This window comes from Vibrio sp. DNB22_10_4, from assembly GCF_052879755.1.
Window position 1 is genome coordinate 241,307 of the sequence record NZ_JBNNXW010000002.1, and the last position, 12,388, is coordinate 253,694.

The window sequence follows — 12,388 nt, forward strand, 5'->3', positions numbered from 1 at the left end:
GTATCAAGGACTAGGTACAATCGATGAGCCGTAATTCCCTAATCAACACTGCAAACATGCGCGCCTTTGCCCTAAGTGCCAACTTTGCCCTGCTCTTTTGGGTAGGCTTATGGCACGGCTATTTGTCGCCGCACCCGCACATCAATCCGTACGCTTTAACTGTGGCCTGGTTGATCCCTTTGCTGCTACCTCTGCCAGGTATACTAGCGGGGAAACCTTATACCCACGCTTGGGCAAACTTTGTGTTGATGCTGTACTTTTTACATGCGCTGACTCTGCTATACGCCGATGAGGGCGAGCGATGGCTAGCTCTTGTGGAGCTAATTCTCACCAGTTTCGCCTTTGTAGGTAATACCGTTTATGCTCGCCTGAAAGGCCGAGACATGGGATTGAAGCTACCTAGGTTGTCATCGGTAGAAAAGAAAGAGCGAGAGCGCTTTGGAAAATAGCAAAGCACTCGTAGAAATGAGTTGAGTCATTGAAGAGTTTAGCGATAAATACAAAAAAGGAGGCATCATGCCTCCTTTTTCAATGGGATAACGAAGGTTATTGTTACCGTTTAATACAGCCACTCAAAGCTAAGTTCAGGCTGCGCCGGCTTTCCCACCTCGGTCACACCTTCAGTCACAAATTCTTCGGTCACTGTATCGACTGGCGCTACCGCGCTCTCACTCTGTTCAACTGCCAAACCTTGTTCTGATGCGTTTGCCTCTTCCGTTGCTAGCACTTCGCTGTCTTGAACGGGCGCTTGCACTGGAACCTCGACTGGTGCTTGCTCAAGTTTTTTCACCAAACCCAATTTCAGTACTTCTTCTTCAAACGCTTCTAGTGAGCCAAGCAGAGACACACGCATTGTCACAACATCACCACTCACTTCAGCTACATCGACTTTAGCTGTTGAGGCTAAGCGGCCAAGAGCACGCTCAAGTGTGAAAAAGGCATCTGCACTACTCATGCGTGAGAAAGACACGGTAACCATGCCTGCACTCTCTCCAAGCGTCGTCGCTGCATTTTGAGAGGCATAGTAATCGCTAATCTCATCAATAGCGCTAGCCATAGCCAGTTCACCGGATGTTGAACCCGTCACTGGCGCTAGTGTATTTCTACCTAGTTTGTCTGGCGTTTGGTCGTACAGGGTGTAGCGAAGATTATTGCCTTGCAGACGAATCACCGCAATAGCATCAACCGGGTAGCGCGCCGTTGCCTCGGCAATAGGGTCGACAAACCCACCCCAAAGATCCGTGGTTTGGATCCCTGTGATATCGTCAAAGTCACCAATTGGGAACGTAATTGGCAACCCGCGGCGATTCGCTTCTTTTTTCAGCTGGCTAGCGGCTTGTGAGTTACTATGCTCCCAAACGATTGTGCGGTCATAGCCACTGTCTTCCACCAGCCATACCATGACATTCTTACGATCAACAGGCCACGACGGTAAATCAGCTTGCGTCAGTAGCGTATTGATTTGCTGGCTATTGAAGCTCAAGCGCATCGCCTGCTCACCATCCACTTGAGTGTAACCAAGCTGAGTAATGTATTGAGAGCTCTTACCTAATGCCTTTTTGACAACCGGGTTGGACGCTGCATTGAGATCGCCACTGGCCTTAATCAACACCTCTAACATGCCTTTTTGGCGTGCCAATTCATCGGCATTCGGCTGCTGGGCATCCACCACTACTTCCGTCGAATAGATATCGACTTTTGTCAACGCATACGCTGGCAAAGCACACGCGGCGGCCAACAACCAAGCTAAATAACGCATAAGCATCCTAAATTACAAACAGATAAGCGGAAATGATAAGCAAGTATGCGTTTTGGAGCAAGCTCACTACTTCAAGGTTTGGTCAATAAGTGGGTTTACTGGCTCGCATCTATAGATCAAATAGTAACTCACTCAAGCTATTGAGATTCAGGCTACAAAAACGGCGTTCTCTTTAACTAGATCATTAAGTAAACGATTACAAGATGCTAGAATCCCATCCGTTTTGCTTAACTCTTTTTGACTTGCTTGGAAAATCATTATGAAAACGATCTTACAAGGCTCGCAAATGCTGTTTGTCGCATTTGGCTCCTTGGTACTCGTACCCCTTTTAACGGGTCTCGATCCTAACGTAGCACTATTTGGTGCAGGTGTCGGCACCTTACTGTTTCAATTAGTAACACGCCGCAGTGTGCCAATTTTCCTTGCCTCTTCGTTTGCTTTCATCGCGCCGATTATGTTTGGTGTGCAGACTTGGGGTATCGGTGCCACCATGGGCGGCCTAATGGCTGCGGGGGTCGTCTATGTCCTTATGGGGGCACTAATCAAAGTAAAAGGCGTGGAAATCATTCACAAGCTGCTACCGCCCGTCGTTGTTGGGCCTGTAATCATGGTTATCGGCCTGGGTCTTGCCCCTGTCGCGGTAAACATGGCACTTGGTAAAACAGGCGATGGTGCCGTTCAGCTTATCGATGGCAACGCAGCACTGTGGATCTCTGCAATCTCTCTTATTGTGACCGTTGGTGTCAGCGTGTTCGCAAAAGGCTTCCTTAAACTTTTACCTATCGTAAGTGGTATTTTGGCAGGTTACGTAACGAGCCTCTTCTATGGTGTGGTTGATTTCACTCCTGTTGTTGAAGCATCTTGGCTATCGCTACCTAACTTCACTGCGCCAGAATTTAACATCAACGCGATTTTGTTCATGCTGCCAGTTGCCATCGCTCCAGCGGTTGAACACGTGGGTGATATGCTAGCTATTTCAAACGTAACCGGTAAAGACTACCTGAAGAAACCAGGTCTTCACCGCACAATTGCAGGTGACGGCGTGGCTACGATTGCAGCATCTTTGGTCGGTGCGCCGCCAAATACGACTTACAGTGAAGTAACAGGTGCTGTAATGCTGACTAAAGCATTTAACCCGGTAATCATGACATGGGCTGCTGTCACCGCTATCGTGCTTGCACTAGTTGGTAAGCTTGGTGCGATTCTACAAACCATTCCTGTTCCAGTGATGGGCGGCATCATGATTTTGCTATTCGGTTCTATCGCAACTGTTGGTCTGAATACACTAATCAAAAACAATGTGGATCTGCATAAATCACGCAACCTAGTGATCGTTGCGATTACCTTGGTATTTGGTATCGGTGGTATGGCATTTGGTATTGGTGACTTCAGCCTTCAAGGCGTGAGTCTATGTGGTATCGTTGCGATTATCCTGAACCAAATTCTGCCTCATGATCTCGGTGAGAATAAAGTTGTTGATAACGCTCAGATGGAAGACTAATTCCTACTGACACAAAAAAAGGCTGACCAATGGTCAGCCTTTTTACTATTTCCTATTTACTATTAGAAAGCCGGAACTTATAGAGTACCGAAAATCTTATCACCAGCATCACCTAGACCAGGTACGATGTAGCCTTTGTCGTTTAGGCACTCATCGATAGCTGCGGTGTATAGCTCAACATCAGGATGTGCTTTTTCTAGTGCTTCGATACCTTCTGGTGCAGCAACCAATACTAGAACTTTAATGTGCTTACAGCCTTTCTCTTTTAGAAGGTCGATAGTCGCGATCATTGAACCACCAGTTGCTAGCATTGGGTCAACAACAAGAGCGATACGCTCGTCAATGTTTGATGCTAGCTTGTTAAAGTATGGCACTGGCTCAAGTGTTTCTTCATCACGATAGATACCAACCACACTAATACGTGCGCTAGGCATGTGCTCAAGAACGCCGTCCATCATACCAAGGCCTGCACGCAGGATTGGCACTACGGTCACTTTCTTACCTTTGATTTGGTCAACTTCAACTGGGCCGTTCCAACCTTCAATCGTTACTTTCTCAGTTTCAAAGTCTGCTGTCGCTTCGTACGTTAACAAGCTACCCACTTCCGTCGCAAGCTCGCGGAAACGCTTGGTGCTAATGTCCCCTTCACGCATCAAACCAAGCTTGTGTTTTACTAGGGGGTGTTTAACTTCAACAACTTTCATTTCCAACTCCGGCAAAATTTCACAAAACCTGCAAATTATACATGGTTTCTTTAACTATTTCAGTTAGCAATGTGGGCAAAATGGTATTTGTACGCAATAAAATGTCACAACAGACTGTAAATACACAGATTGATGCTTCGAGGAAATAGTTTGTATTTTCTTACGCAAACGTTTTCCTTTTTGGATAAACCCCTGTTAGAATAGCGCCGCTTTCACATCCATTTATTTATCGAGGACTGTCCCGTGAGCGGAAACAACACTTCCCTAAGCTATAAAGACGCTGGTGTAGATATTGATGCAGGTAACGCATTAGTTGACCGTATTAAAGGCGCGGTTAAGCGCACTCGTCGCCCTGAAGTAATGGGAGGCATCGGTGGATTTGGTGCTTTATGTGAGTTGCCAACAAAATACAAACACCCGGTATTGGTATCTGGTACTGACGGTGTAGGAACTAAACTGCGCCTAGCCCTAGACATGAACAAGCACGACACCATCGGTATCGACCTGGTTGCTATGTGTGTGAACGACCTGATTGTTCAAGGTGCTGAGCCGCTATTCTTCCTCGACTACTATGCAACGGGCAAGCTTGACGTTGATACTGCAGCTGACGTGGTATCCGGTATTGCCGAAGGCTGTATCCAAGCAGGCTGTTCACTCATTGGTGGTGAAACTGCAGAAATGCCAGGCATGTATGAAGGTGAAGACTACGACGTTGCAGGTTTCTGTGTAGGTGTCGTTGAAAAAGAAGACGTCATCGACGGTACAAAAGTCGCTGCTGGTGATGCACTTATTGCCGTGGGTTCAAGCGGCCCACACTCAAATGGCTACTCGCTTATCCGTAAGATCCTAGAAGTATCTGGCGCAGATAAAAACGAGAAACTAGGTGAGCGCACTATCGGTGAGCACCTACTAGAGCCAACTAAAATTTATATCAAATCAGCTCTTAAGATGATCGCTGAACACGATATCCATGCCATTTCTCACATTACTGGCGGCGGTTTCTGGGAAAACATCCCACGCGTACTGCCAGAAGGCACTAAAGCTGTTATCGACGGTACTAGCTGGGAATGGCCTGCTATCTTCAACTGGCTACAAGAGAAAGGCAACGTTGATACGTTCGAAATGTACCGCACTTTCAACTGTGGTGTAGGTCTTGTTGTTGCTCTTCCTAAAGCACAAGCAGATGCAGCGGTTGAACTTCTAAAAGCAGAAGGCGAGAACGCATGGGTTATTGGTGAGATCGCAACTGCAGAAGCTGGTGAAGAGCAAGTAGAGATCAATTAATTTCATGAAGAATATCGTTGTTTTAGTTTCAGGTAATGGAACCAACTTACAGGCCATTATTGATGCCTGTGAGTCGACTATCTCGAATGCGAAAGTGCGTGCTGTTTTTTCTAACAAAGAATCGGCATTTGCACTGGAACGTGCGCGTAATGCTGGCGCCGAGGCGGAATTTCTCGACCCTAAGCTAAGCGAAACACGAGAAGCATTTGATGCTGAATTGATGCGTCGAATCGATGTGCACAATCCTGATCTATTAGTACTAGCGGGCTATATGCGTATTCTTAGTGGTGAGTTTGTTCGTCACTATATGGGTCGAATGATTAACATTCACCCATCATTATTGCCTAAGTATCCAGGTTTGAATACGCATCAACGTGCGATCGATAACTGCGATGAACACCACGGCACCAGTATCCACTTCGTTACAGAAAAGCTAGATGGTGGGCCGATTGTTCTGCAGGCGAAGGTCCCTGTGTTCGATGACGATACGGTTGAAACACTAGAGCAACGAGTTCAAAGCCAAGAGCATAAGATTTACCCATTGGTAGTGAAATGGTTTGTCGAAGATCGCTTGGTCATGGATGGAAGTAGAGCCCTATTAGATGGTGTCGCTCTTGGGCCACAAGGCTATGCAGACAAATAGCTAAACCACGATACGGCTGTATAAACCAATCAAAAAAAGCGAGTGATGTTCATCACTCGCTTTTTCATTTTTCTAACCACGTTTTAAGAACGGCATAGCTGTACGAACTACAACGGCTCTATAGGTGCTTGGCTTTTGGGCTTAGCTTCTGCAAATTCTACGTCTACAAGCTTATCCACATTACCACCAACACGCTCACCAAAGTGGAACAGGTTATATTCTCCTGGCTTCATTCGATGCCACGTTTCATTACCTGTTAACGGCTGAGTTGCCACGACCGAAACAACATCATTCGGGGTCGTCTCTTCTTGAAAGTTAATCGTGACATCTTCATCCAATAAAGTTGCTTTACCAAACGGTGCTTTTCGCGTAATCCAATAAAGGTGATTGGTGCAATAAGTCATGACGTATTCACCATCACTCAGCAGCATGTTATAGACACCAAGCTCCCTTAGCTCGTCGCAACATTCTGCTACGTAGGCGAACATTGCCTCCATATCTTGCGGTGGCTCTGGAAAGCGCAGTTCTAGCTTTTGAAGCAACCAACAAAACGAGAGCTCGCTGTCCGTTTCACCCACGGGTCGAAAATGCCCCGTATTAAGTTTCTGGTAATCCGTCAACTGACCGTTGTGAGCAAAGGTCCAATAACGCCCCCACAACTCTCGAGTAAACGGGTGGGTGTTTTCCAAATTCACTTGGCCACGGTTGGCTTGTCGGATATGACTCACCACAGATCGACTTTTAATCGGATAGCTTTGTACCAGCTCAGCTATCTTCGAATCGCAGCTTGGCTGCGGATCTTTAAAGGTGCGAAAACCTTTCCCTTCATAGAAGGTGATCCCCCAACCATCTTTGTGAGGGCCAGTATTACCGCCCCGTTGAATTAGACCGGTAAAGCTAAAACAAATATCTGTTGGCACATTGGCGCTCATGCCAAGCAATTCACACATTGAGTTCCCTACTCTTTTGATTCCTAGTTGTCATCACAATAGCAAGCGGCTATTCCATCTCTTTTTCAACCAGCTGGATGATGATGTGGATGATTTTAATATGGACTTCTTGAATGCGGTCAGCGTAACCAAAGTGTGGTACGCGAATTTCAATATCCGCCAGACCCGCCATTTTACCGCCATCTTTACCCGTTAAAGCAATGGTTTTCATACCTTTTGCTTTCGCCGCATCTATCGCCTTAAGAATATTACCAGAGTTACCAGACGTTGATAGACCAAACAGCACGTCACCACGGCGACCTACTGCCTCTACGTAACGAGAAAAGACAAAGTCGTATCCGAAATCGTTGCTCACACAAGAAAGGTGGCTAGGATCAGAAATCGCAATACCAGCGTAACCCGGACGGTTTTCACGATAGCGACCCGTCAACTCTTCAGCAAAGTGCATGGCATCACAGTGCGAACCACCATTACCACAAGACAGCACTTTACCCTCTTGCTTAAAAGAATCAGCGATCATCTTCGCAGCTGCTTCAATCTGAGCAATGTTGTGGTCGTCACTTAAGAATTTATTCAGTACTTCAGCAGCTTCAGTTAGCTCATTTCTAATCAAGTCTTGGTACATAGTGTTGTTCTCTTTGTTTTTTCGCCATACCTATGCGATGGCTGTTGATTCTGAGTTTACCTATAAACCGTCAACTCTGTCGATAGATGGCATATGACCACGGCACCAATTTCATCATTATTGTTGCTCAAATTGACCTTTGGCAGACAAAGTGCTGCCTAGGCCGCTTATTTTGCAATCAACTAGAGCAATTACTTGACAGATTTTACATCTGTGCAATATTTTAATTACAATTATTACTGGTACGACCTCTTACCTTCAACGTACAGATAAGAGTCAGTGCCACCGCAAACTGACCCAAAACAACAATAAGTACCTAGATAAAGGAACCATCATGGACATCTTGCTCTCTCTCGTCGCCTTACTCGGCGCTATTGGTATCAGCTTTTATCAACGAGCGTCGCTGGCAAAATCCCTTTTGTTAATCACCTCAGCAATGGTGCTTGGCACGCTACTGAGTGTATTCGGTGCTATCTCATGGGCGCTCTATATCGCCACTGTGGCCGTGCTGTGTGTACCATCGATTAGACAATCACTTGTCTCTGCTAAAGCGCTCGCAATGTTCAAAAAAGTCCTCCCTGCTATGTCGCAAACCGAGAAAGAAGCTCTGGATGCAGGCACGGTTTGGTGGGAAGCGGAACTATTTAAAGGTAAGCCTGATTGGCAAAAGCTGCAAAACATCACTCCATCAAAGCTCACAGAAGAAGAACAAGCTTTTCTAGACGGCCCTGTCAATGAAGTGTGTGCGATGATCAACGATTACCAAATCACCCACGAACTGGCGGATCTTCCACCAGAGATTTGGCAATACCTAAAAGACAATAAATTCTTCGCGATGATCATCAAAAAGCAGTATGGCGGTCTTGAATTTTCCGCTTACGCACAGTCTTGCGTGCTGCAAAAACTGTGTGGCGTATCGAGCGTTGTCTCGTCAACAGTAGGCGTGCCGAACTCATTAGGTCCAGGTGAGCTTCTGCAGCACTATGGCACAGAAGAACAAAAAGACTACTACCTGCCAAGACTTGCCCTTGGTAAAGAGATCCCATGTTTTGCCCTAACCAGTCCAGAAGCGGGCTCTGATGCGGGCTCGATTCCAGACTTTGGCGTCGTGTGTAAAGGTCAATGGGAGGGCAAAGAAGTATTGGGTATGAAGCTCACTTGGAACAAGCGTTATATTACCCTCGCGCCAGTAGCCACTGTGCTGGGTCTTGCTTTCAAACTGAGAGACCCTGACGCTCTGTTAGGTGACAAAGAAGATCTTGGCATTACCTGTGCTCTTATCCCGACTCACCTAAAAGGAGTGGAAATCGGAAATCGCCACTTCCCACTTAATGTACCTTTCCAGAATGGTCCAACCCAAGCTAACGAGCTCTTTGTTCCGATCGATTTCATTATTGGTGGCCAGAAGATGGCCGGCCAAGGCTGGCGCATGTTGGTAGAATGTTTGTCTGTTGGCCGTGGTATCACCCTGCCATCAAGCTCAACGGGTGGCATCAAGACTGCAGCTCTCGCAACCGGCGCTTACGCTCGCATTCGTCGTCAATTTAAACAGCCTATCGGTCACATGGAAGGCATTGAAGAGCCACTAGCACGCCTAGGTGGCAATGCGTACGTGATGGACGCAGCAAGTCACCTAACCGTGACAGGCATCGACCTAGGGGAAAAACCATCGGTTATCTCCGCCATCGTTAAATACCACTGTACTCATCGAGGACAGCGCAGCATCATCGACGCGATGGACATTGTTGGCGGTAAAGGTATATGTCTTGGTCCTTCAAATTTCCTCGGTCGTGGCTACCAAGGCGCGCCCGTAGCCATTACGGTAGAAGGTGCCAATATCTTAACTCGCTCGATGATCATCTACGGTCAAGGTGCCATTCGCTGTCATCCTTACGTGTTGGAAGAAATGGAAGCCGCTCACTCAACGGCTTCAAATGCCGTGGACAAATTTGATAAAGCATTAGCCGGTCACGTTGCCTTTACAGTGAGTAACCTAGTGCGCAGTTTCTGGCTAGGTCTAACCGATGGTCGTGGTTCTTCTGCACCCCATAAAGATGTCACTACACGTTACTACCAACAGCTCAACCGTTACAGCGCGAACTTAGCTCTACTATCGGATGTCTCCATGGCCGTACTTGGCGGCTCACTGAAACGCAAAGAGCGCTTATCTGCTCGCCTAGGCGATATCTTGAGTCAGCTTTACCTAAGCAGTGCAACGCTTAAACGCTATGACGTTGAAGGACGCAACAGTGAAGATTTACCTATGCTGCACTGGGGCATGCAAGATAGCTTGCTGCAAGCCGAGCAGGCATTGGATGACTTCTTAGCGAATTTCCCGAACAAAGTCATTGGCCGTCTATTGCGCATAATTGTTTTACCGTTTGGCACAGTACGTAAAGCGCCGTCTGACAAACTAGACAGCCAGGTTGCGCGTATTCTGCAAACTCCTAGCGCAGCACGTACCCGTTTAGGTTATGGTCAGTACTTCGAACCAACTGAGTACAATGCGGTTGGTCGCATTGAGCAAGCGCTAGACATTATTCTACGCGCCGAGCCTGTGTTTACTAAAGTATGTAAAGCCATTGAGCAGCGTCGTCCATTTACCCAACTGGATAAAATAGCGGCAATTGGCTTAGAGAAAGGCATCATTACTCAAGAAGAAGCACAGCTGTTGACCACAGCAGAAGCGCATCGTCTATACACCATTAACGTTGATGACTTCTCACCGGAGGAACTGGCAGCAAAGCCCGTTTATCCAGCAATGGAGGAAGTTGCGTAATCGCTGATTAACGTACAAACAAAACAAAGCCAGCAAGGGAAACCTTGCTGGCTTTTTTAATTGACAACTTTTGGTACATAGCTTTCAGTTTATCGTTTTTTAGTCTGTCGCTATTTGGCCAAGGCTAATATCAACCTGGCATTTTCAACTGCATTTCTGGCAACGACGCTTTAATGACTCTGCGGCGTCTGACGAACCACCAAATCAAACCACCCACCACAACCAACACCACATTACCCACCGCGATCGCGATGATGGCGTTTTGACGCACCTGTTGGCGATGTGCCAATACCTGTGCTTCTTGCTCCGCTTTTTTCCTTGCCTCACGGGCTGCCTGCTGCATTTGCTCCGCTTTCGCAAGATCAATAGTGCCCACTACGCTAAAGGTACGATTTGGCAACTCAAACACTAGAGGTCGTCCGGAGGCCGATTCATTGGCATAGACGTTACCAGACCAGCTATAAGTACCGATTTGATCGCTATCGTGAAACGACACTACCATGTCATTTTTATCTTTATCTGCTTGACTCTGAGCGACGCTTTGGCTGTCATCTGGCTGTTGCAGTTCAATCGACGCGGCAAGCGAGCCGGTCTCCAAAGTCGCAGGTTCACCGCGGACTACCACCTGATGCGGACTCTCATCTTCCCCTTGAACAAAGCGTGTGACAAATGGTGTTGGGTAGATAAAGACTTCTTGTTCAAGCGCGCGCAAGAACACACCGTTGCCAGTGGTAATTCGAACGTTATATTTTCCCGGCTCGACCGAGATAGGCAACTCTACGGTAAACACACCGTCACCGGAGCGCTCATCTAACCCCTCACCACTATCAAAGAACTCGCCAATGACAATAGGCACCGGCGCTATCTTTTCACTCTGCTGGCTATTTTTCTGGGTCTGCTCTTCTAGATAACGGGTCATCACCACGCGAAGGTTAACCCTATCAAGAATGTTTTCTACAATTAGTGGCTCATCGTCACTCATCAACCGAGCGGTGAACTTTAGCTTTTCGCCTTGATAAATACGTTGAGGGAGCGTCTCTGCTTTGAGGCTTAACTGAGAAATGATTTGAATATGATTTTTCGGACTTACTTTGCCGATCGCCTGCCACGGCCCCGGCATAGGGCGCTCGATAGTAATCACATCAACCGTAGGCTCTTCTATCCAGCGAACATGAGACGGGTGACGCCAAGCATAGTATTTTTTACCATCGGGTCTAACGAGTGTGACAGGCTTAGAGCGCTCTTGCCGATAGACTAAGAAAGTAATCCTATCGACGGTTTCATCGACCCGAAAGCGGTTGTCGAGAAAAGGCATTGAGGATTCACTCGCGACCGCACCCACTGTCAGCAACAACCACATGGCTATCGCTAGCATTATCCTCTGCATGACTCTCTCCTACTGACGCCAGAGACAACTGCCGCCTTTTTCAACGATATCTAAACGCGCACTGTGCGCATCCAATTCATCGGCAGAGGCCATCAAAACCTTTAATGATTTTCTTGAAGATGTGAGGCGCTTAATAGATTCGCCATCAGCATCACTGCCATCTGACCGCCCCGCATTAAACTGCATTGACGTTTGACCACCGGTCATCGCCAGATAAACATCAGCCAAGATCTCCGCATCGAGCAATGCGCCGTGGAGAATACGTGCCGAGGTATCGATGGTGTAGTGTTTTGCCAAAGAATCGAGGTTTTTTCTCGCCGGCATATTGGCCATGCGCTTTGCCATGGCAAGGGTATCGGTGACCTTACAATATTGGTCTGTGGTGCCTATTGAGGCATCCAACATTCCGAACTCATTGTCCATAAAGCCCACGTCGAAGGGCGCGTTGTGCGCCACAAGCTCTGCGCCTTTTATGAAGTCTAAGAATTCTTCATGCACTTGCTTGTAAACCGGCTTGTCGAGTAGAAACTCATCGGTAATACCGTGAACGTCAATCGCATCAGGCTGGATTGGCATGTCAGGCTTAAGATAAACGTGAAAGTGACGACCAGTCAGTTTGCGATTGATGATCTCAACAGCACCAATTTCAATGATGCGGTGTCCCATATAGTGAGGACCACCCTCACGATTCATACCCGTGGTTTCGGTATCGAGTACCACGATTCGGCGCTGTTCTGGATTGTGACTGGTATTCAT

At 47.2% G+C, this 12,388-nt stretch carries 11 protein-coding genes; 5 read left to right on the top strand and 6 right to left on the bottom strand.

Features of this window, described 5'->3' with window-relative positions; all coding sequences use genetic code 11:
* Nucleotides 1–23 precede the first annotated feature (23 nt).
* Nucleotides 24–449, top strand: a complete 426-nt coding sequence (locus ACVA6Q_RS09195; protein WP_446647332.1) for a DUF2069 domain-containing protein — start codon at nucleotides 24–26, stop codon at nucleotides 447–449.
* A 110-nt stretch (nucleotides 450–559) separates the two neighbouring features.
* Here ACVA6Q_RS09195 and ACVA6Q_RS09200 read toward each other — a convergent pair whose 3' ends face one another.
* The gene (locus ACVA6Q_RS09200; protein WP_353496868.1) at nucleotides 560–1,759 is read right to left on the bottom strand and encodes a DUF2066 domain-containing protein; all 1,200 of its coding nucleotides are present in this window, start codon (nucleotides 1,757–1,759) and stop codon (nucleotides 560–562) included.
* Between the two features lie 259 nt (nucleotides 1,760–2,018).
* On the opposite strand from ACVA6Q_RS09200, the gene ACVA6Q_RS09205 reads away from it, so the two are divergent.
* Entirely contained in the window at nucleotides 2,019–3,260 is a 1,242-nt protein-coding gene (locus ACVA6Q_RS09205; RefSeq protein ID WP_353496869.1) for a uracil-xanthine permease family protein, read from the top strand.
* A gap of 77 nt (nucleotides 3,261–3,337) precedes the next feature.
* Here ACVA6Q_RS09205 and upp read toward each other — a convergent pair whose 3' ends face one another.
* Nucleotides 3,338–3,964: a uracil phosphoribosyltransferase gene (gene upp / locus ACVA6Q_RS09210; RefSeq protein WP_112459669.1), complete on the bottom strand. Its 627-nt coding sequence runs from the start codon at nucleotides 3,962–3,964 to the stop codon at nucleotides 3,338–3,340.
* Between the two features lie 243 nt (nucleotides 3,965–4,207).
* Here upp and purM point away from each other — a divergent pair, with 243 nt between their 5' ends.
* Both purM and purN read left to right on the top strand, forming a co-directional pair.
* The gene (gene purM, locus ACVA6Q_RS09215; RefSeq protein WP_353496870.1) at nucleotides 4,208–5,248 is read left to right on the top strand and encodes a phosphoribosylformylglycinamidine cyclo-ligase; all 1,041 of its coding nucleotides are present in this window, start codon (nucleotides 4,208–4,210) and stop codon (nucleotides 5,246–5,248) included.
* Nucleotides 5,249–5,252: 4 nt separating this feature from the next.
* Nucleotides 5,253–5,891, top strand: coding sequence for a phosphoribosylglycinamide formyltransferase (gene purN, locus ACVA6Q_RS09220; RefSeq protein WP_353496871.1), 639 nt, complete (start codon nucleotides 5,253–5,255; stop codon nucleotides 5,889–5,891).
* A gap of 107 nt (nucleotides 5,892–5,998) precedes the next feature.
* On the opposite strand, the gene ACVA6Q_RS09225 is transcribed toward purN, so the two are convergent.
* Nucleotides 5,999–6,841 (bottom strand): class II glutamine amidotransferase, encoded by an 843-nt coding sequence (locus ACVA6Q_RS09225; protein WP_353496872.1) that lies wholly within the window; start codon nucleotides 6,839–6,841, stop codon nucleotides 5,999–6,001.
* Nucleotides 6,842–6,890: 49 nt separating this feature from the next.
* Nucleotides 6,891–7,466, bottom strand: coding sequence for a D-sedoheptulose 7-phosphate isomerase (gene lpcA / locus ACVA6Q_RS09230; protein ID WP_353496873.1), 576 nt, complete (start codon nucleotides 7,464–7,466; stop codon nucleotides 6,891–6,893).
* A 334-nt stretch (nucleotides 7,467–7,800) separates the two neighbouring features.
* Here lpcA and fadE point away from each other — a divergent pair, with 334 nt between their 5' ends.
* On the top strand, nucleotides 7,801–10,245 hold the full coding sequence (gene fadE / locus ACVA6Q_RS09235) for an acyl-CoA dehydrogenase FadE (protein ID WP_446647333.1): 2,445 nt from the start codon (nucleotides 7,801–7,803) through the stop codon (nucleotides 10,243–10,245).
* Between the two features lie 130 nt (nucleotides 10,246–10,375).
* On the opposite strand, the gene ACVA6Q_RS09240 is transcribed toward fadE, so the two are convergent.
* Together ACVA6Q_RS09240 and dnaQ are read right to left on the bottom strand one after the other, a co-directional pair.
* Complete coding sequence (locus ACVA6Q_RS09240; protein ID WP_446647334.1) at nucleotides 10,376–11,632, bottom strand: TIGR03503 family protein; 1,257 nt, start codon at nucleotides 11,630–11,632, stop codon at nucleotides 10,376–10,378.
* A 9-nt stretch (nucleotides 11,633–11,641) separates the two neighbouring features.
* Nucleotides 11,642–12,388: a DNA polymerase III subunit epsilon gene (dnaQ, locus tag ACVA6Q_RS09245; protein ID WP_353496876.1), complete on the bottom strand. Its 747-nt coding sequence runs from the start codon at nucleotides 12,386–12,388 to the stop codon at nucleotides 11,642–11,644.